The sequence below is a fragment of the Robertkochia sediminum genome (assembly GCF_016786255.1).
Classification (GTDB): domain Bacteria; phylum Bacteroidota; class Bacteroidia; order Flavobacteriales; family Flavobacteriaceae; genus Robertkochia; species Robertkochia sediminum.
Map to the genome: position 1 here is coordinate 26435 of NZ_JADMKT010000080.1, position 20499 is coordinate 46933.

General features: G+C 46.2%; 14 protein-coding genes. 7 read left to right on the forward strand and 7 right to left on the reverse strand.

Annotated features, from left to right (window positions below; all coding sequences use genetic code 11):
* Positions 1 to 76 precede the first annotated feature (76 nt).
* Together IS446_RS13420 and IS446_RS13425 are read left to right on the forward strand one after the other, a co-directional pair.
* Positions 77 to 2341 (forward strand): TonB-dependent receptor, encoded by a 2265-nt coding sequence (locus tag IS446_RS13420; protein WP_203061271.1) that lies wholly within the window; start codon positions 77 to 79, stop codon positions 2339 to 2341.
* 53 nt (positions 2342 to 2394) lie between these two features.
* Positions 2395 to 3576, forward strand: coding sequence for a lycopene cyclase family protein (locus tag IS446_RS13425; protein WP_203061272.1), 1182 nt, complete (start codon positions 2395 to 2397; stop codon positions 3574 to 3576).
* Here IS446_RS13425 and IS446_RS13430 read toward each other — a convergent pair.
* Complete coding sequence (locus tag IS446_RS13430) at positions 3556 to 4530, reverse strand: polyprenyl synthetase family protein (protein WP_203061273.1); 975 nt, start codon at positions 4528 to 4530, stop codon at positions 3556 to 3558. The genes IS446_RS13425 and IS446_RS13430 overlap by 21 nt on opposite strands.
* Positions 4531 to 4659: 129 nt before the next feature.
* Here IS446_RS13430 and IS446_RS13435 point away from each other — a divergent pair, with 129 nt between their 5' ends.
* The 4 genes from IS446_RS13435 to IS446_RS13450 are packed head-to-tail and all read left to right on the forward strand — an operon-like array spanning position 4660 to position 11327.
* Positions 4660 to 5271 (forward strand): TetR/AcrR family transcriptional regulator, encoded by a 612-nt coding sequence (locus IS446_RS13435; protein ID WP_203061274.1) that lies wholly within the window; start codon positions 4660 to 4662, stop codon positions 5269 to 5271.
* Positions 5271 to 6623 (forward strand): TolC family protein, encoded by a 1353-nt coding sequence (locus tag IS446_RS13440; RefSeq protein WP_203061275.1) that lies wholly within the window; start codon positions 5271 to 5273, stop codon positions 6621 to 6623. Before IS446_RS13435 ends, IS446_RS13440 begins: the two co-directional genes overlap by 1 nt.
* 26 nt (positions 6624 to 6649) lie before the next feature.
* Positions 6650 to 7810: an efflux RND transporter periplasmic adaptor subunit gene (locus IS446_RS13445; protein WP_203061276.1), complete on the forward strand. Its 1161-nt coding sequence runs from the start codon at positions 6650 to 6652 to the stop codon at positions 7808 to 7810.
* Positions 7811 to 7817: 7 nt separating this feature from the next.
* The gene (locus IS446_RS13450; RefSeq protein ID WP_203061277.1) at positions 7818 to 11327 is read left to right on the forward strand and encodes an efflux RND transporter permease subunit; all 3510 of its coding nucleotides are present in this window, start codon (positions 7818 to 7820) and stop codon (positions 11325 to 11327) included.
* A gap of 54 nt (positions 11328 to 11381) precedes the next feature.
* Here IS446_RS13450 and IS446_RS13455 read toward each other — a convergent pair whose 3' ends face one another.
* Positions 11382 to 12482, reverse strand: coding sequence for a PA0069 family radical SAM protein (locus IS446_RS13455; RefSeq protein WP_203061278.1), 1101 nt, complete (start codon positions 12480 to 12482; stop codon positions 11382 to 11384).
* Positions 12483 to 12580: 98 nt separating this feature from the next.
* Between IS446_RS13455 and IS446_RS13460 the strand changes: the two genes are divergently transcribed.
* A complete protein-coding gene (locus IS446_RS13460; protein WP_203061279.1) occupies positions 12581 to 13975 on the forward strand; it encodes a Gfo/Idh/MocA family protein in 1395 nt (464 codons plus the stop codon).
* 1891 nt (positions 13976 to 15866) lie between these two features.
* On the opposite strand, the gene IS446_RS13465 is transcribed toward IS446_RS13460, so the two are convergent.
* The 5 genes from IS446_RS13465 to purN form a co-directional block, all read right to left on the reverse strand.
* Positions 15867 to 17765: an amidophosphoribosyltransferase gene (locus tag IS446_RS13465; RefSeq protein WP_203061280.1), complete on the reverse strand. Its 1899-nt coding sequence runs from the start codon at positions 17763 to 17765 to the stop codon at positions 15867 to 15869.
* A 27-nt stretch (positions 17766 to 17792) separates the two neighbouring features.
* Positions 17793 to 18719, reverse strand: a complete 927-nt coding sequence (locus IS446_RS13470) for a PfkB family carbohydrate kinase (RefSeq protein WP_203061281.1) — start codon at positions 18717 to 18719, stop codon at positions 17793 to 17795.
* A gap of 26 nt (positions 18720 to 18745) precedes the next feature.
* Complete coding sequence (locus IS446_RS13475; RefSeq protein WP_203061282.1) at positions 18746 to 19345, reverse strand: START domain-containing protein; 600 nt, start codon at positions 19343 to 19345, stop codon at positions 18746 to 18748.
* Positions 19346 to 19408: 63 nt separating this feature from the next.
* A complete protein-coding gene (rnhA, locus tag IS446_RS13480) occupies positions 19409 to 19879 on the reverse strand; it encodes a ribonuclease HI (RefSeq protein ID WP_203061283.1) in 471 nt (156 codons plus the stop codon).
* Positions 19869 to 20435, reverse strand: coding sequence for a phosphoribosylglycinamide formyltransferase (purN, locus tag IS446_RS13485; RefSeq protein ID WP_203061284.1), 567 nt, complete (start codon positions 20433 to 20435; stop codon positions 19869 to 19871). The genes rnhA and purN overlap by 11 nt, the downstream gene beginning before the upstream one ends.
* Between the last annotated feature and the right edge of the window lie 64 nt (positions 20436 to 20499).

Below are 20499 nucleotides of genomic sequence, written 5' to 3' on the forward strand. Positions count from 1 at the left end.
GATTGTTTAGCAAAATTACATTTTTAACTGTAAAAACAAATTTTTAGCTTTGTCTAAAAATATATTTCACCAAACTATGAAAGATGTGCTAAGGGGTTGTTTGTTAATGCTGTTTATAAATGTGTTACAGGGGCAGGAGTTGCGTGTTGAGGTGGTGGATGCCCAGGGTGCATTACCCTACGCCAATGTCTGGTTAGAAGAATTGGAAAAGGGAGCGCCTACCGGAAATGATGGTGTGGCGGTGCTCACTGGCATTCCTAAAGGGAGGCTCACTCTCGTAGTTTCTTTTACCGGATACACCACCTACAGGAAAAGAGTGCGCATAGGTGAGGGGCAAAATGTGGTTCAAGTGATGATGCAGCCCATGGAAAGCCTCGATGAGGTCGTGGTTTCAGGGACACTCAGGCCGGTGAGCAGGATGGAAACTCCTGTGCCGGTTGAAGTCTATCAGCCTACCTTCTTTAAGAAGAATCCTTCTGCCAATATTTTTGATGCCCTCCAAATGGTTAACGGCGTGCGACCGCAGGTAAATTGCAATGTGTGTAATACCGGCGATATTCATATTAACGGACTCGAAGGGCCGTACACGCTGGTATTGATTGACGGCATGCCCTTGGTGGGTGGTCTGGCGAGTGTTTACGGACTCTCAGGGATCCCGAATTCCCTGGTAGATCGTATTGAGATCGTTAAGGGGCCCGCTTCTTCTATTTACGGGAGTCAGGCCGTGGGCGGATTGATCAATGTGATCACCAAAGATGCCGAACTGGTGAACACCTTGAGCTTCGACAGTTTTTACAGCGATTGGGGAGAGTGGAACGTAGATCTCGGATTTAAGACCGGGGTTGGTAAGGTGGCCGATGTGCTCACCGGAGTTAATTATTTTAACTACGATACGCCTGTAGATAATAACGGAGATAATTTTACCGATCTCACCCTGCAACACCGGGTTTCGGTATTTCAGAAATGGAACTTTAAAAGGGCTTCCGGAAAGGCTTTCGATCTCGCCGGAAGATTTTTCTATGAAGACCGCTGGGGAGGGGAAATGCAATGGACTCCTGAATTCCGCGGGGGTACAGAGGTTTATGGAGAAAGTATCTATACCCGCCGTTTTGAGGTCATGGGAAATTACGAACTGCCCTTTGCAGAACCCGTGATGCTCAATTTCTCCTATACCGACCACGATCAGAATTCGGTCTATGGTGATACGCCTTACCTGGCTACCCAACGCAACGGATTTTCGCAGCTTACCTGGAACCGCGATCTGGGCATGCACGGAATGCTGGTAGGAACAGCGTTGCGATATACCTATTATAACGACGATACCCCTGCCACGGCCAACGATGCCGGCGACGCCCCCGATGAGGTGTTTATCCCCGGGATTTTTGTGCAGGATGAAATGACCTTGAATAAAAAAATGAAATGGCTGGTGGGAGCCCGCCTGGATTACGATAAAAGACACGGGACTATTTTTACACCCCGAACAGCGTTCAAGTGGTCGGTAACCGATAATGATATCCTGAGGTTTAATGCCGGCACCGGATTTAGGGTGGTGAATCTGTTTACCGAAGACCATGCCTCCCTCACCGGCGCCCGTGATGTGGTGATCACAGAAGATCTTCAGCCCGAGCGTTCGTGGAACGTGAATCTCAATTACCTCAAGAAGATCTACACTTCCAAAGGGCATTTTATAGGTCTCGATCTTTCTACATGGTATACACGCTTTAGTAATGTGATCCTTCCCGATTACGATACAGAACCCGATAAGATCCTTTATAGTAACCTGGATGGGTATGGGGTGTCTGCCGGAATGAGTATTAATGCCGATGTCATGCTGAGAAGTGGCTGGAAGCTCACCGCGGGTGCCAGTGTAATGGATGTGCACAATGTAGAAGATGGCGAGCGTTTTCGGCCTGTGCTTACCGAAAGGTTTACAGGGACCTGGGGACTTAGCTATAGCGTGCCTTTCTGGGATCTCGATATCGACTATACCGGAAATGTATACGGCCCTATGCGCCTGCCATTGCTAAGTGATCTCGATCCGAGATCACCGGAGTCGCCATGGTACAGCTTGCAGAATATTCAGTTTACCTACAAAGGCTTTAAAGGTATCGAGCTCTATGCCGGGGTAAAGAACCTCTTAAACTGGACTCCCGATCAGGACGTTCCCTTCCTTATAGCCCGGGCTAATGATCCCTTCGATAAAAATGTGACCTTTGATAATGCGGGGAACGCCTTGCCAACTCCCGATAATCCTTATGCCCTCACCTTTGATCCTTCGTATGTGTATGCTTCGAACCAGGGGATACGCACTTTTTTCGGACTGAGGTATGATCTTAACTAGGTTGATGACGGACAAAAGGCTGCAGATGGGTTTTATTTTTTTATCTTCAAGGCGTGAAAAAACCTACCGTAAATGCTAATTATGACCTGGTGATCGTTGGGGGCGGGGCCTCCGGACTGCTGCTGGCAGACCAGCTCATGACCGATCCGTTCTACAGCGGCCATCGTATCCTGATCATTGAAAAGGAAGAAAAGACCGTCAACGACCGTACCTGGTGTTTTTGGGAGATAGGTGAAGGCCCCTATGACGACCTGCTTTGTGCCACCTGGGACGAAGCAGAGGTGAAGAGCGTACAGGGTGATATGGCCTTTTCCATGACGCCCTATCGCTACAAGAAGCTGCGTAGCGCCTATTTCTATACAGCCATACACCAAAAGATCAAAGCGGCCACCAACGTCGAATTGCTCAGAGACGAGGTGCTTGATCTCCGGGATTTGGATAGTCATGTAGCTGTTGTACTTGGCGATAAGGAGATCACAGCCAAAAAGGTCTTTAATAGCGTTCGGGATCTTAGCGTAATTAAGGGCAATGCTACCTATCCTTTATTGCAGCAGCATTTTATAGGATGGTTCGTAAAAACCAAAGAGCCCGTATTCAATACCCGCCGGGTAACCCTGATGGATTTTTCGGTACCTCAGAAAGGGAATACCCGTTTTATGTATCTCTTACCCCAAAGCGCGAACAGAGCCCTGTTGGAGTATACGCTCTTTTCGGCAGAAGTCCTGGAGCCGAGGGAATACGAGGAAGCCATAAAACAGTATTTAAGTCAACTCGGGGTAACCGAATATGAGGTCGTGGAAAAAGAGGCCGGTAATATTCCTATGAGCTCTTATCCGTTTCATAAGGCGAATACCGGGAATATGATGTATATAGGGACTGCAGGGGGGTGGACAAAACCCAGTACCGGGTATACCTTTTATCGCGCCCTGAGAAGAGCGAGCGCGCTTGCAGCCTTTCTGAAAAGTGATCAGGACCTCCGAAAGTTCAAGGGCACCTCGCGTTTTGATCTCTATGACCGCATTTTTCTTGAAGTGCTTTATCAACACAATGAGCGGGGAGCAGAATTGTTCGGTCGCCTCTTTCAGAAGAATAAACCCGAACAGATCTTCAAATTCCTTGATGATCAAACCCGGCCGTTAGAAGAACTGCGCATCATTGCTACCATGCCGCAATGGCTGTTCCTGAAACATCTGCTTCGTATTGTGGGGAAGGTATTAAGTGGTGCGTCGCATTAACCCCATAGCGAAGGCGCGTAGGAGATCCTTGCCCGAATCAGAAATAGCCATATGATCAAGCGTATTCAATGCCTTGTTGGTGTAGCTTTCAATAGCCTCCAGGGTGATGTCCTTGGCGCCGCTGGACACCATGAGCTCCATCACCGATCTCACCTTATCTGAAGGATCTTTAGGGTAAACAGAATACAGATGCTCTAATTGACGGGCATCTTCGGGGTCAAGACGCTCGAGCGTACGCAAATAGATATAGGTTTTCTTGTTCTCCATGATATCTCCACCAACCTGCTTACCAAAACTTTCCTGGTCTCCAAATACGTCGAGGTAGTCGTCCATGATCTGGAAGGCGATACCCAGGTTGATCCCGAAATCATAAATGCCATTGGCGTCTTCTTCTGAAGCACCTGCAATGATAGCACCCATTTTAAGACTGGCTCCCAGGAGCACCGCTGTTTTATAGGTGATCATTTTCAGGTACTCGTCTATACTAACATCATCGCGATTCTCAAAGTCTACATCGTATTGTTGTCCTTCACAAACCTCAATAGCCGTTTTGCTAAAGAGCTTTGCCAACTCGCGAAAGGTAGCAGGTTCGTAGTTTTCGAATAATTGATAGGCGAGAATAAGCATGGCATCACCGGAAAGGATCCCGGTGTTGATGTCCCACTTTTCATGAACGGTTTCCTTACCCCTGCGAAGCGGAGCGTCGTCCATAATGTCGTCATGTACCAGAGAAAAATTGTGAAAGATCTCTACCGCAAGTGCAGCGTCTAAAGCATCCTTATGGTCGCCTCCAAAAAGATCGGCAGTCACCAGGGTAAGGGTGGGGCGTAAACGCTTTCCACCCAAGCCCATGATATAGTTCATGGGTTCGTATAGGTTAACAGGTTCTCTTTTGGTGGTTCGCGATTCCAGATAGGAGATAAATGCCTGGCGGTAGGCCTCGATACTTAACATGAAAACAATTTTTCAGCTAAAATACCACAAATCGTCATTCCTTACTCTATGGGTGAGATGTTAAATAAATGTAAAACGATGGAAACTTTTTAAGTTTTTAAAGTTTCCTGGATTAACTTTGCAGCCACTATGAGAGAAAATATCCTTAATAAAAGCGCAGAAATGTTCCTGAGACTCGGATTTAAGAGTGTCACCATGGACGACCTTGCCGCAGAAATGGGGATCTCCAAAAAAACCATTTATCAGCATTATAAGAATAAGACAGAACTCGTAGAGGCTTCTGTGTTTCATGTATTCGATAGTGTTTGCGGTCAGATCAATACGGTTTGCGACCCGGAGATCAGTCCGATCCGGGAGCTTTACCAGATCAAAAGGGTCGTGCGGGAGTATTTTGGAGATGAAGAGAGCATGGCGTATAACCAGTTGAAGAAATTCTATCCGAATCTTTTTGAGCAGCTCATGAAAAAGAAGTACCAGGTGTTCGTAGAAAGCGTTAGCGATAACCTCCGAAGGGGAATAACCATGGGATTGTTTCGCGAAGACATCGACATTTTCTTCACCTCCAGGATGTACTTTTCCGGAATGAGCAGTATCAAAGACAGCGATATGTTTCCCCCTGTAGAACATTCTGTACCCACATTAACAGCCCTTTTTCTGGAGTATCACCTGCGGGCTATTGTTACCGAAAGGGGACTCGAAGAACTCAATCAGTTTATAAACGAAGAAAAAATAACGCAATAATGAAGAAATACCTGGTCATCGCATTTGCGATCGCACTGTTCAAGGTTAGCGCCCAGGAAAGGCACTATAGCTTTTCGATGGATGAGGCTATAAACTTTGCATTAGATAGCAGCTTCACGGCCGTTAATTCGAGACGTGAGGTGGCCAAGGCCCTGAAAAAGAAATGGGAAACCACGGCTGCCGGTTTGCCCCAGATCGATGGAGTTGTTGATTATCAGAATCAGCTTAAACAGCCTGTGTCTCCTATTCCTGCAGAATTTTTTGGAGGAGAACCGGGAGAGTTCGTTCCTGTGGTTTTCGGGGTACGCCAGCAAATGAACGTTAGCGCTACCCTGCGTCAGCTCATTTTTGACGGGTCTTATCTTGTCGGTTTGCAGGCCGCGAGTACATTTCTGGATTACAATGAGAATGCCGACGAAAAGACACGCCTGGAAGTTCGAAAAGCTGTGATCAATGCCTATGGAGGGGTGTTGGTATCGGCAGAACGTACAGATATTTTACGCAAAGACCGTGCGACCCTGGTAGAAAATCTCAGGGAAGCAACAGCAACCTTCGAAAACGGATTGTCTGAGGAGGAAACCGTGGAGCAATTACAGATCACCCTGTCCCAGATCGAAACAGAATTAAGCAATTCAGAACGCATGCTTGGTATTGCCGAGCAAATGCTGAACCTCACTCTGGGGATCCCGGTTGATTCGCGGGTAACGCTTACCGATGACCTCAATGACCTGGCCATGAAGAATATGATGCTGGATATCCTTAACGAGGATCTTCAGATCGAGGAGAATGTAGATTTTAAGATCGCTCAAAACCTTACCCGTCAGCGTGAGCTCGAACTCAAACTGGAAAAGAGCAGGGCCCTGCCCAGCCTGAATGCCTTTGTAAATTATGGTACTACAGCCTTTGATCAGGACTTTGTGTTTCTGAACCAGGAAACGCCATGGTATCAGAGTTCGATACTCGGGGTAAGTTTGAACATTCCCATATTCAGCTCCCTTATGCGAAGTGCGCGTACCCAACAGGCCCGTATCGCCCTCGATCAATCGAGAACTACTTTTGACGAGGCTACGCAACAGATCCTCCTGGAGTATGATCAGGCGCGCAGTAATTTCAGGTATGCGGTTGAGAAATACGAAACTTCAGCAAAGAACCTGGAGCTGGCAGAGCGTATAGAATCTAAGAACCAAGTGAAATTTCGGGAAGGTATAGGAAGTAGCTTTGACCTGAGGCAGGCACAGACACAGCTGTACAGAGCCCAGGAAGCTTATATCGTTTCCATGCTTGATGTGATCAATGCTAAAACGGCACTGGAAACCATCTTGAATACCCCTGACCTCAGAATCGAAAATTAAGACAACATAAAAAAGGCGGAAAAAGAATGAAAAAATTAACCATACTCACTGCAATACTTGTCCTGTTTGCTTCCTGCGGAAGTAAGAGCAATAATATCGAAGAGGTGCTGACTTCCGGAGATATCGATCAATTGAGAGCTGCTAAAGAACAGCTTTCAACAGAGCGTGACTCCCTGAGTAGTCGTATTGCTAAGATCGAAAGAGCAATTTCAGAGGTCGATACCGTTCAGAAACTGGCCTTGGTGTCTACCCTCAATATTAACGATACCCTTTTTAAGCACTATGTAGAGCTGCAGGGTAATGTGACTACCAGAAAAAACCTGGTGCTCAATGCCGAATTTGCAGGGATCCTTCAGGAGATCAAAGTTAAGGAAGGTGATCGCGTTCGTCGCGGACAACTCCTGGCAGTGATAGACGATGGTGGGCTCCAGGCACAATTAGCACAATTGGAAGCCCAGAAGGACCTGGCTCAGACCACTTTTGAGCGTCAGAAACGCCTGTGGGAACAGAAAATAGGTTCAGAGATCCAGTTCCTTACCGCCAAGACCCAGTATGAAAGTGCTGCCAATGCGGTGACCCAATTGGAGAATCAATTGGCGCGTACCAGAATTACAGCCCCCTTTGGCGGGACTATTGACCAGATCATTGCAGACCCGGGAACCAGTATGGCTCCGGGAATGGCCGTGATCAGGATCGTTAGTCTCGAAGATATGTATGTAGAGGTAGAGGTGCCTGAGATCTTCCTGCCTAATATCCATAAAGGGAGTGATGTAAGAGTCTTTTTCCCGGTGCTGGGAAAAGAGGTGAGTACTAAGGTGAGACAGATAAGCGATTACATTAAGCCTGCTAACAGAACCTTTAATGTAGAGGTGGGTATTCCGGCCATGAACGGTTCAGTAAAACCGAACCTCAATGCCAGGGTATACCTCAATGATTACAGTAATGAAGAGGCTGTACTTATCCCGCAAAGTGTGATCACCGAGAACGCAGTAGGTGATCAATACGTATACGTAGCTAAGGATATAGACGCCCAGGGCCGTGCGGTGGTAGAGCAAACCGTAGTGAAGGTGGGAAGGTCCCAGGGAGATCTCGTAGAGATCCTCGAAGGTGTAAAGGCAGGTGACGCCGTGATCGGAGAAGGTGCAAGAAGCCTGCTGCCCGGTCAAAAAGTTAAGATCATAAAGTAAGAACATCATGAGCAAGATCAAGAAGAATGCCCATAAGGAGTTTGCACTCTCTTCCTGGGCCATAGAAAATAAAACGACGATCTATGTGCTGATCGTGCTGTTTTTCGTACTCGGACTTTCTGCCTATTTCGGGATGCCCAGGGAGAATTTCCCGGAAGTCAAGGAAACCAAGATCTTTATTAGTACGCTCTATCCCGGGAATACCTCTGAGGATATCGAGCGACTCATTACCGATCCCATCGAAGATGAGTTGAAGAATGTGAGTAACGTGGTAGAGATCGTTTCGACCTCTCAGGAAGATTACTCCATTGTAACCGTTGAGTTCGATGAGAATATCACGGTCGAAGAAGCGAAACAAAAGGTAAAGGATGAGGTCGATTCAAAAACTGCCGGAGAAGACTGGCCTGTGTTTAACGGGGCGAAGATTGAACCCAATGTTTTTGACCTGAATATTTCTGAAGAGTTCCCCATTTTGAATATCAACCTTCAGGGGAATTATCCGGTTGATAAGCTGAAGGAATATGCCGAGTACCTGGAGGATAAGGTTGAAGACCTGCCTGAGATCAAGCAGGCCGATATTCGTGGAGCTCAGGAGAAAGAAGTAGAGGTGGCCGTTGATATCTATAAGATGATGGCTGCAAAGGTGAGCTTTGACGATGTGCTGAATGCTATTCGCGGAGGTAACGTGACCATGTCTGCCGGGAATTTGGTGAACAGTGATCAAAGACGTACCATAAGGATCCTTGGCGAGATCGACAACCCTTCTGACCTCACCAGCTTTGTGGTAAAATCTCAGGATGGAGCAGTCTATCTGCGCGACATTGCCAACATTAGTTTTAAGGAGGAAGATAAGACCACCTACGCACGTGAATTTGGTGAAAGTGTCGTGATGCTCGATGTGAAGAAACGGGCAGGAAAGAATATGATCGAAGCCGCCGATAAGATCGATAAGATCATCGAAGAGGCCGTGAACGGTTATTTTCCCAGAGACCTTAAGGTGAGTATTGCCAACGATCAATCAGAAAAGACCCTTAATCAGGTAGATGACCTGGTGAACAATATCATCTTCGGGGTGATCCTCGTGGTGGGCGTGCTTATGTTCTTCTTAGGGTTCAGGAATGCACTCTTTGTAGGATTTGCCATTCCCATGTCCATGTTCATGAGTTTTATGATCCTCCAGGGACTGGGATATACCTTGAATACCATGATCCTTTTCGGACTCATCATGGGGCTTGGAATGCTTGTAGATAACGGGATCGTTGTAGTTGAGAACGTATATCGATTGATGGATGAAGAGGGGATGTCGCGCATGGAAGCGGCTAAAAAAGGGATCGGAGAGATCGCCTTCCCGATCATTATTTCTACAGCAACTACCGTAGCTGCCTTTGTGCCTCTGGGATTGTGGCCCGGAGTAATGGGAGAGTTCATGATGTACTTCCCCATAACCCTGTCGGTGGTTCTGGGGTCGTCGCTCTTCGTAGCGATCTTTATGAATTCTACCCTGGTGTCGCAGTTCATGCAAACCGGTGAAAAAGAACTAACCCGTAAGCAACTGATACGACTGAGTATCGTTTTGGGTGTTCCCGGGATCCTTATTATGATCTTTGGAGGTCCGGTGAGAGGCCTCGGAACACTCATGATCTTTACCGCGATCATGTTCTGGGGGTATCGCTATGTGATCAAAGGTATGGCCAACTGGTTCCAGGATAAGGTGCTTACCCGTATGGAGGCCATCTACAAGCGCAGCCTGGCCTTTGCCCTTGATGGCTATAAACCCGTATTCTATGTGGGAGGTATCTTTGGGTTGCTGATCGTGGTATTTATGCTTTTTGGTTCATCCCTGGGTAGCGGCCGTACCAAAGTGGAATTCTTCCCGGATAATACGCCTAACCAGATCATCGTTTATATTGAATATCCGCAGGGTACCGATATTGAAAAGACCAATCGTATTACAAAAGATATCGAGAGTAGAGTATATGCGATCATTAATGAGGATACCTATACCGAAGGCGATCATAATTTTATGACCGAAAGCGCGATCTCCCAGGTAGGAGAAGGAGCCGGGAATCCACAAACCGATGGAGGTTCGGCTGCCGAGATGCCTCACAGGGCAAAGATCACCGCTACCATGAGAGAATTTAAATACCGTCGTGGCAGGGATAGTGAGACCCTCAGGGCACGCATACAGGAGTCGCTTAAAGGTATTTATCCGGGTGTGGCGATCTCCGTCGAAAAAGATGCCGTAGGGCCACCTGCCGGGTATCCGATCAATATAGAGCTCTCAGGTGAAGATTACGATGAGCTCATACAAACCGCCGAAGGTATGCTCAGGTACCTCAATACCCGAAATATAGGAGGTATTGAAGAACTCAAGGTCGACGTGAATAAGGGTAAACCGTCTATGCAGGTGGAAGTAGACCGCAGAAAGGCCGGTGAGCTCGGAGTGAGCGTAGGCCAGGTGGGTAACCAACTTCGTCGTTCCCTCTTTGGAGAAAAGGCAGGGGTGTATAAAGAAGGTGGTGAAGACTACGATATCTATGTGCGTTTTAATAAGGACCTCAGGTACGATAAGAGCGCCTTATTTAACCAGAATATTATTTTCAGAGATCCCGCTAACGGACAGATCAAGGAGATCCCGGTCTCTGCAGTGGCGAGACAAAAGAACACCTCTTCCTTCAGTGCAATAAAGCATAAGGACCTTAAAAGGGTGGTTACCGTATACTCCGGACTGGCACCCGGATTTACCGATGCCCAGGCCGTGGTCAATCAGATACGAAAAGAAATGAAGGCATATGATGTGCCTCAGGGTGTGGTAATAGATTATACCGGGCAGATCGAAGAACAGAACAAACAAATGCAGTTTCTTATGGGGGCGTTCTTTACGGGATTAGGACTTATTATGTTCCTGCTGGTGTTCCAGTTTAGTTCCATCTCCAAGCCTACAATAATCATGCTCGCTATTTTCCTGAGTTTTATCGGGGTGTTTGGCGGACTCATGATCACCGGGTGGCCGTTCGTGATCATGATGACTATGATGGGGATCATTTCCCTCGCAGGGATCGTTGTGAATAATGGGGTGGTACTGCTTGATTATACACAGATCCTTATCGACAGGCGTAAATTGAATCTCGGTCTTGATGAGAGGGACTACCTTTCACCCGGGGATGTAAAAGAAGCGATCATCGAAGGTGGAAGAGCCAGGTTGAGGCCGGTACTACTTACTGCCATTACCACCATCCTGGGATTGATCCCACTTGCTATCGGATTAAATATTGACTTTTTCTCCATGTTCAGTGAACTGGATCCGAAGATATATATCGGAGGAGATAACGTGATCTTCTGGGGGCCACTGGCGTGGACCGTGATCTTCGGATTGATCATTGCCACCTTCCTTACCCTGATCATCGTTCCTGTATTATTCTATTTGTCTTACAGGCTAAAGTCGCGTTTTTCAGGTCGTAAGAATGCAGTGCCGGAACAGGAGGAAAAGCGCGAAGAACATAGGATCGCAGTTTAAATTTTTGTTTTTTAATTTAATTATTAAGGCTGTCGGTTCTCCCGGCAGCTTTTTTTATGCGAATAACTCAAGCTGATCACCTTCATTACGGGTGTGATGCGTTCTGCGCTCGTGGTAAAGATCCCTGTTCATGGTGTAAGGTCGGGGGTCGGGGAAATACTTTTGCCTGGCGATCTTTATAAGTTGTTTGATCTGGTCTGCAACCGGACCTTCACCTTTATTGCGAATCCCAAATCGGGAATCGTTAAGCTGGCCTCCGTGGCACTGGCTGGTAAGCGAGAGTACTCTCGCTGCCTTTTCGGGCATGGTTTGTTCGATCCAGGTTTTAAAGATCCCTGCAATGGCGCCATTAAGGCGAACAACAGTGTAGGCAATATCGGTAGCACCCGCTTCTTTTGCAGCCTTGGCCAGAGGTAATATCTCATGGCTGTTTATACCGGGTATTATCGGTGCGATCATGGCTGTAACAGGGATACCTGCCTGACTTAAAGTCGTTATGGTCTGTAGCCTTTTTTTGATCGTAGCTGTTCGGGGCTCCAGTTTACGCCTGGTATCTTCATCCAAAGTGGTAAGCGAGATGTATACCTTGATCAGGCGCATTTCCTGTAGTTGTTTCAGGAGGTCCATGTCGCGAAGAATAAGTGCATTCTTGGTGATGATACCAACCGGATGCCGGTATTTGAGAAATATGCCAAGGCATGCCCTGGTGAGTTTAAACTTCTTTTCGGCCGGTTGATAGCAATCTGTGTTTCCGGATAACACAATGGTTTCCGGTTGCCATGATCTTGAGCGTAATTTCTTTTCCAGTAAGGCTGCGGCTCTTTGCTTTACAAGAATGTTCTTTTCGAAATCGGTGCCGGCATTATATCCCCAATATTCATGGCTGTTGCGTGCATAACAATATACACAGCCATGCTCGCAGCCCTGATAAGGGTTCATGGAATACGACATGCCCACGTCCGGGCTGTTGACCTTGTTGACAATGGATTTTGGGTCGCTTAGGTGAAAACGGGTTCGATTGCTACCGGCCTCTTCCCCTTCATTGCGGCAATATTCCAGGTATTCCGGATCTTGTACCTCATGGTGGGCTTCGAAACGGTTGGGTGGATCGCTCTGAGCTCCCCTTCCTTTATTATTTACAACCAGATTGGACATAATCCAAAAATAAGGAAAAAATCCTAATTGAGGTTCTTTTGTATGGCTGAATTTTTTCTTGTAACTTTTTTCTGTAATAATCAGTAATACAACAAGATATGAAAAGAAGGTCGTTTATCAAGAACGTGGCCAGAGGCTCTGCTGCCCTTTATATTGTTCCTGCCCATGTTTTGGGGGGTAGGCATGTGGCGCCCAGTGATACCTTGTACGTGGGCTGTTTCGGTGTTGGCGGACGAGGAGGACAGGTGATCAGGCAGCTTCGCAAGTCGCGTAAGGTGAAATTCGTTGCCTTCTGTGATGTCGACGCCAAACGTGCTGCAGAAACATTCAAGGCCTATCCCGATGTAGCTACCTATACCAATTTTCGGGAGGTCTATGATAAACACCTCAACGATATCGATGGGATCATGGTGGCTACTGCCGATCATACCCATGCGGCCATTTCGTTACCCTTCATGAAAGCCGGAAAACACGCTTATGTAGAGAAGCCGCTCACACACAATATTAGCGAAGCACGACTTATGGCCGATGTGGCTCGCGACCAACAGCTCATAACCCAAATGGGTAACCAGGGTAGTTCGGGTGATGGTATTCGCACGCTTACCGAGTGGATGGAATCCGGGGTCATCGGAAAAGTCCATCGGGTCGATTGCTGGACCAACCGGCCGGTATGGCCTCAGGGAGTTTTCGGGCAACCGGCAGCAGAGGAAGTTCCCGACACCCTGAATTGGGATCAATGGCTTGGTCCTGCTGCCAACAGACCTTATAGTAGTGCTTATCTCCCCTTTAAATGGAGAGGTTGGTGGGATTTTGGGACGGGAGCCCTTGGTGATATGGGGTGTCATATTCTTGAATCCCCTTTCAAATCTTTAAAGCTTGGCTATCCTCTTGCTGCCGAGGCCAGTTGCACCACAGTTTGGGAAGACGATTTTGTGGAGTCTAAACACACTAATGGTTGTCCGCCGTCATCGGTAGTACGATTGCAATTTCGCACAGAAGCACAGGGTAATATTGACGTGAATTGGTACGATGGAGGTATCATGCCGGAAATCCCTGAAGGATTACAGGAAGGTGAAACCCTCGGTTCCGGCGGAGGAGGAAGTATTTTTTACGGGGAGCGTGGCATAGTGGTTTGTGATACCTATTCGGCCAATCCGCGGGTGCTTAATATCTATCGCTCCCAGGTAGGAGACCTGCCTAAGCCCTATCTTAAAAGACAAAAGGAAAATCATGTAGACAATTGGGTTAATGCCATACTTTCTAAGGGAGAAACCTCTTCTCCATTTTCTTATGCCGGTCCGCTCACGGAAACTGTTCTTATGGGGAACCTGGCTATAAAAGCGTTTCAATACCGGGATAGTGGGAATAAGAATAATGTATATCCGGGAAGAAGAAAGTTACTTTGGGATGGAAAGCAGATGAAGATCCTGAATTTCGATAAGGCTAATGATTGGGTTCAGGGGAGTTATCGTGATGGATGGGGTCTGGGGTGATGGCCTGAGGTCTTTATCGGATAAAAATAAAAAAGGCAGGTTGTTCACCTGCCTTTTTTGCCCCAAATCTTACCATGAACTTAACCTACTTATGCTATGGTGATATAAAAGTATGCGGAGGAAATTGACCCTGATAAAGAATCGGTTGAAATGTGCTAAAACTGGTTAAAGTGCAAATTTCCGGCAATTTAACCCAGGACTTAAGATCCTGAAAATCAAATAGATAAATTTGGTTAGTGCGATAGATTTTGAATAAAAATAAAAAAGGCAGGTTATACACCTGCCTTTTTTGCCCCAAATCTTACCATGAACTTAACCTACTTATGCTATGGTGATATAAAAGTATGCGGAGAGAATGATCCCTGATAAAGAATCGGTTGAAATGTGCTAAAACTGGTTAAAGCGCAATCTTGTAGCGATTTTACTACGCACGTAAACCATTGGAAGTTAAGACGTTGTATTGTTGTCGGTTCGAGGATTGTTGGAAGTAAAATAAAAAAGGCAGGTTATATACCTGCCTTTTTTGCCCCAAATCTTACCATGAACTTAACCTACTTATGCTATGGTGATATAAAAGTATACAGTAAGAATTGTCGTGTAAAAAGATTCGGTTGAAAAGAGTTAAAAAAGGATAAAGTGCAATCTTGTAGTGAATGGACTTCTTTTTGCAAAGAATTGATATACAGGAGGTTGGAATTGTGTTTTAGGGCCGGGTATCAATAAAAAAGGCAGGTTATGCACCTGCCTTTTTTGCCCCAAATCTTACCATGAACTTAACCTACTTATGCTATGGTGATCTAAAAGTATGCAGTAGGAATTGTCGTGTAAAAAGAATCGGTTGAAGAGTGCTTAAACTGGTTAAAATGCAATCTTGTAGCGATTTTATTACACATGTAATTCATTGAAAATTAAAGTGTTGTATTGTGGTCGGGACGAAGGTTGTTGGAAGTAAAATAAAAAAGGCAGGTTATACACCTGCCTTTTTTGCCCCAAATCTTACCATGAACTTAACCTACTTATGCTATGGTGATATAAAAGTATACAGTAGGAATTGTCGTGTAAAAAGAATCGGATGAAAAGAGTTAAAAAAGGATAAAGTGCAATCTTGTAGTGAATGGACTGCTTTTTGTAAAGAATTGAAAGACAGTGTACTAGGGTTGTGTTTTAGGGCCGAGTATCAATAAAAAAGGCAGGTTATGCACCTGCCTTTTTTGCCCCAAATCTTACCATGAACTTAACCTACTTATGCTATGGTGATCTAAAAGTATGCAGTAGGAATTGTCGTGTAAAAAGAATCGGTTGAAAAGTGCTAAAACTGGTTAAAGTGCAAGAGTTTATTCTGAATTCAGTTTGTCTCAAGTGTTTGAATACTAAATAGATAGGATGTTAGACCATGTGATCCGGAAATTCAACTGGGTTGCTGCTCAGGATGTTATACGGGTAGTACCCCTGATCGGCTTAACTAAGTCCGGATCTCTGAAATATAGATCTTTTTAGGAGATTCCGTTGTATTAGTTGTCAGGAAACTAAAAGATACAATGGGTTATCCTGATGTGATGTGTGGTGTTTATCCTGTTGTGGGTTAAAACATGTTGTCATCCGGTTTCCCTGGGGTCTTCCTAAGATAGCTCGGTATACAGCAAGAATGATAGAAGGAATAAGGAAAGCGCAAATTTAAACCGTAAAGGAAGAGTGGATCCGGACAAAAGTATAGAAAATAAAAAAGGCAGGAAAACCTGCCTTTTTTGCCCCAAATCTTACCATGAACTTAACCTACTTATGCTATGGTGATGTAAAGATAAGGTCACGAAGTAGGAGAAAGTGTATTAATCGGATAAAGTGCATTTATAACCGATAAAATGCATATTCACCTTCAACTTACCTTTAATTTTTAGTAAGCCCTTTCTTTAATTCCGTCGTAAAAATTAATAAACGCCCTGTTTACAACACGGTTACCACCCGGGGTAGGATAGTCTCCGGTGAAGTACCAGTCGCCTAAATTGTCAGGACAAGCCTTGTGAAGGTTTTCCACGGTTTGGTACAAGATCTTCACTTCGGCGCGTATGCCTTCCGGTGCCAGGATCTCAGAGATCTTATCAGAGATCTCATCATCTGTGAATGGCGCGTAGATCTCTTTAACTGAGTTTTCTACATCTGTGTCTTTATGACCTACCTGGTCGATACATTTTTGGTATACTTCATCTACAATGTGGTAGGTGTTACGTTCCTTATGCAGTTCCAAAGCGGCTCTGAAGGCTACCAGGTCTTCCATACGGGCCATATCGATACCGTAACAGTCCGGATAACGTATTTGCGGTGCCGATGAAACCACTACGATCTGTTTAGGGTTCAGGCGATCCAGAATACGTAGTATACTTTTCTTAAGTGTGGTTCCGCGTACAATACTGTCGTCTATGATAACCAGGTTGTCGGTAGGTTTTACCGAGCCGTAGGTCACATCGTATACGTGAGCTACCAGGTCGTCACGGCTGCTGTCCTCAGTTATGAAGGTTCTGAGCTTCGCGTCTTTTATAGCGACCTTTTCGATTCGCGGACGCATGTTCAGGATCTCGTTGAGCTCTTCAGAGGTCAGGTCATCCTTAGCTGCCATGATCCTCTCCATTTTACGGTTGTTCAGGTAGTTTTGAGCTTCCTGTACCATTCCGTAGAATGAGGTTTCTGCGGTATTCGGAATATAGGAGAAAACGGTATTTTCAAGATTGAGGTCCACACTCTCCATGATCTTAGGGAACAGGAGTTTTCCGAGATCCTTACGCTCCTGGTAGATCTCTGCATCCGATCCTCTTGAGAAGTAGATACGCTCAAAAGAGCAAGCCTTTCTCTCGAGGGGAGTAAGGATCTTCTTGTTCTTCACTTCTCCGTTCTTTTTAATGATGATGGCCTTACCTGGGTCAAGCTCATGGATCGTTTCAAAAGGAACATCAAAAACGGTCTGTATCACAGGGCGCTCTGAAGCTACCACGACCACTTCATCGTCTTTATAGTAATACGCCGGACGAATACCGGCAGGGTCTCTCAGTACAAAAGCATCGCCATGCCCTATGAGTCCGGCCATGGCATAACCACCGTCCCAGTTCTTAGCGGCCTTTCTAAGGATCTTGGCAACATTAAGGCGTTCCGCGATCAATGGAGAGGCTTCCATTTTACTGAATCCTTCTTTTTTAACCTCTTTGTAGAGTTTTCCAACGGCATCGTCAAGAAAGTGACCGATCTTTTCCATGACAGTGATGGTGTCGGCTTTCTCTTTTGGATGCTGCCCCAGCCTTACCAGGTTGTCAAAAAGCTCATTAACATTGGTCATGTTAAAGTTTCCTGCAACGATCAGGTTTCTGTGCATCCAGTTGTTCTGCCTTAAGAACGGGTGTACACTTTCGATGCTGTTTTTTCCAAAAGTACCATAACGCACGTGCCCGAGCATAAGTTCGCCAACATAAGGTACTTCTCTTTTGAGTGTGTCGATATCTTCAAGGTACTCCGGATGCTCGGTAAGAGCGTCGTTGATGCGGCTGTTTATCTGGTTAAAGATATCCTGAATGGGTTGTGCCTGGTTAGAACGTACACGACTCATATAGCGCTCGCCCGGGGTCATGTTCATTTTGATACTGGCGAAACCTGCACCATCTTGTCCGCGATTGTGCTGTTTCTCCATCATCAGGTACATTTTGTTGATACCGTAGAACGCGGTGCCGTATTTTTCCTGGTAGTACTCCAGAGGTTTAAGCAATCTTACCAGTGCGATCCCGCATTCGTGTTTAATAGCGTCACTCATTGTTGTGGTTTATGTAGCCCGTGCTGTTTAGGCCAATTTGATATCAAATTGTGTTAAGTTCTTGAATTGCTGGAGTCTTTTATTGATCTCTCCCTTGTCCAAAGCTTCCATTCTTTCGGTGCCAAAGCGCTCTACAGAGAATGATGCCAGGTTAGATCCGTGGATCACGGCGTTTTTCATATTCTCAAAAGAGTAATCCTGGGTAGCGGCAAGGAATCCTGCAAATCCTCCTGCAAAGGTATCTCCGGCCCCGGTAGGGTCAAAGATCTCTCTGAGCGGAAGGGCAGGGGCAAAGAATATATTTTCCTTGTGAAAGAGCAGGGCCCCGTGTTCACCTTTTTTGATCACAACATAGGCCGGTCCCATTTGGTGGATCTTTTCGGCAGCATTTACCAGGGAGTATTCTCCTGAAAGCTGTCGTGCCTCTTCGTCGTTTATGGTGATCACATCGACTTTACTGATCACTTCTGCGAGCTCATCGGGCGTGTTGTCCATCCAGAAGTTCATAGTGTCCAATATGGTCAGTGCCGGTTTTTGTTCCATCTGATCGATCACGCTCAATTGGACGCTCGGGTGCAGGTTTCCTAACATCAGAATTTCTGAGTTCTTATAGCTGGCCGGCACTACAGGATTGAAATCGGCAAGGACGTTGAGCTGGGTGTCGAGCGTTTCTCTCACATTGAGGTCGTTCATGTATTTACCCTTCCAGAAAAAGGTCTTTCCGCCTTTTACGATCTCAACGGCCGAAAGGTCAATGTTCTTACTTTTCAGAAGCTCGAGGTGGTGGTCCGGGAAATCGTCACCTACCACCGAAACGATGGCTGCATCGACTTCAAAGTTAGCAGCAGCAAGTCCGATAAAAGTAGCTGCTCCACCCAGGATCTTGTCGGTTTTTCCGAATGGCGTTTCAATGGCGTCGAAGGCTACAGTACCTACGATCAGTAATTTTCCCATGGATCAAATTTTTTGCAAATATAAGGTTACTTTTCCAGTATTACTTTCAGATTTTCAAAAGAATGAAATGGCACATTCACCAGGATGGAATTGAGTAACCAGGCTGGGATCATTCCGTTAGGATCGCCGTATAGTTGCTGGGTTACTTCCACCAATCCGTTATCCAAGGGTTCAATATGCCAATGCCCTTTGAACTGCGTAGTGCGTATCACATTTTCAGGTTGTTCTTTTAAATGATTCTCGGCAGGATCTATCGATACGTGATAGGTGCCCGGCTTTGGATTTCTTACCCGGATAAGCGAGAGGTTTTCGCGGTCGCGTAATGGCCAGGGAAGGTCGTTGAGCATCCAAACCACAGAGGTGGTGTCGTTGTACCGCAATACCGTCTCACTGTCGGAGGTTTTGTGGTTCCATTCCCATAACCGGTCTCCGTCGAGAATAACAGACAGGGCTTTTTCGGGTGTGGTCTTCGCCCTGAGCACTGCCTTGAATTCGTCAAATTGTGTGGAGTCGAGTTTTCGCGTGTATACCTTGATGGCGTCTTCGTCTATTTTCAGTTCCCATTCCTGGGCCAAACCAAAGGAGCCGACCAAGAGAAAAAGAACCAAGCAAAACCTTACTTTCATAACCTTGTTTTCTGTAAAATTACGATTCTGCAACAGAAGCCTGATTAAAAATAGGTTAAAACCTTATTGTTGCTCGAACCCGATATCGGGGGGCAGGTTCTTTTTAAGGGCGGCATTAACTGCCAATGTATCACAGCGTTCGTTTTGCGGATGGTCGTTGTGGCCTTTTACCCATTGGAGGGTTACCTTGTGTTTGCGGTATTCCTTTAGGAAGTCGATCCAAAGATCGGGGTTTTTTTTGTCCTTAAATCCTTTGTGCTCCCAATTGAATACCCATCCTTTATTAACGGCATCTACTACGTATTTGGAGTCGCTGAAAACGGTAACAGCCGTTTGGGGGTACTTTAATTTCCTGAGGGCTTCGATCACGGCGAGGAGTTCCATGCGGTTGTTGGTGGTTTTTCGGAACCCTTCAGAGAATTCTTTGCGGTAGGGCTTGCCCACCCACTCCATGATGATGCCGTAACCTCCGGGGCCGGGATTGCCTCTCGACGATCCGTCGGTGTATATATGTACCTGGCTGCTATTGTTCATTTAGTACTTTTTCAATGATTAGGGGGAAATGCCGGTATTCCAGTTCGTGGATCTTTGAGGCCAGGCTCTCCGGAGTGTCGTCTTTGGTTACCGGGGTCTCGGCCTGAAAGATCACCGCTCCTTCGTCGTAGTTCTCATTGACGTAATGAATGGTGATGCCGCTCTTTTCCCTGCCGTCATTGATCACGGCCTTGTGCACGTTCATGCCGTACATGCCTTTGCCTCCGTAGTCGGGAAGCAGTGCAGGGTGAATGTTAATGATCTTGTTGCTGAACTTTTGGGTGAGTTCCTCCGGGATCTTCCAAAGGTATCCTGCCAGAACGATCAGATCCGGGTTCATGGCCTCGAGCAGCCCGGTTACTACGCCTTCATTCATGGCCGTACGGTTAAAATACACAGCGCCTACACCAAGGTTCTGGGCGCGGTCCAGGACCCTGGCCTCTTTCTTGTTAGACAGTACCAGGCGAACAGAGAACTCCGGACGATCTGCGAAGTGTCGAATAATGTTCTCGGCATTACTGCCGGAACCCGATGCAAATATGACGATGCTTTTCATGAATGAGTCCTTATTATATATACCGCAAAAAAAAGAATAATTTTCTACAAAGGTAAGCCATGTA

What these genes read in the sequence shown, in the direction of transcription:
- IS446_RS13420 (WP_203061271.1), top strand. Translation starts at nt 77, where the DNA reads ATGAAAGATGTGCTAAGGGGTTGTTTGTTAATGCTGTTTATAAATGTG.
- IS446_RS13430 (WP_203061273.1), bottom strand. Translation starts at nt 4,530, where the DNA reads ATGTTAAGTATCGAGGCCTACCGCCAGGCATTTATCTCCTATCTGGAA.
- IS446_RS13435 (WP_203061274.1), top strand. Translation starts at nt 4,660, where the DNA reads ATGAGAGAAAATATCCTTAATAAAAGCGCAGAAATGTTCCTGAGACTC.
- IS446_RS13440 (WP_203061275.1), top strand. Translation starts at nt 5,271, where the DNA reads ATGAAGAAATACCTGGTCATCGCATTTGCGATCGCACTGTTCAAGGTT.
- IS446_RS13445 (WP_203061276.1), top strand. Translation starts at nt 6,650, where the DNA reads ATGAAAAAATTAACCATACTCACTGCAATACTTGTCCTGTTTGCTTCC.
- IS446_RS13450 (WP_203061277.1), top strand. Translation starts at nt 7,818, where the DNA reads ATGAGCAAGATCAAGAAGAATGCCCATAAGGAGTTTGCACTCTCTTCC.
- IS446_RS13455 (WP_203061278.1), bottom strand. Translation starts at nt 12,482, where the DNA reads ATGTCCAATCTGGTTGTAAATAATAAAGGAAGGGGAGCTCAGAGCGAT.
- IS446_RS13460 (WP_203061279.1), top strand. Translation starts at nt 12,581, where the DNA reads ATGAAAAGAAGGTCGTTTATCAAGAACGTGGCCAGAGGCTCTGCTGCC.
- IS446_RS13465 (WP_203061280.1), bottom strand. Translation starts at nt 17,765, where the DNA reads ATGAGTGACGCTATTAAACACGAATGCGGGATCGCACTGGTAAGATTG.
- IS446_RS13470 (WP_203061281.1), bottom strand. Translation starts at nt 18,719, where the DNA reads ATGGGAAAATTACTGATCGTAGGTACTGTAGCCTTCGACGCCATTGAA.
- IS446_RS13475 (WP_203061282.1), bottom strand. Translation starts at nt 19,345, where the DNA reads ATGAAAGTAAGGTTTTGCTTGGTTCTTTTTCTCTTGGTCGGCTCCTTT.
- rnhA (WP_203061283.1), bottom strand. Translation starts at nt 19,879, where the DNA reads ATGAACAATAGCAGCCAGGTACATATATACACCGACGGATCGTCGAGA.
- purN (WP_203061284.1), bottom strand. Translation starts at nt 20,435, where the DNA reads ATGAAAAGCATCGTCATATTTGCATCGGGTTCCGGCAGTAATGCCGAG.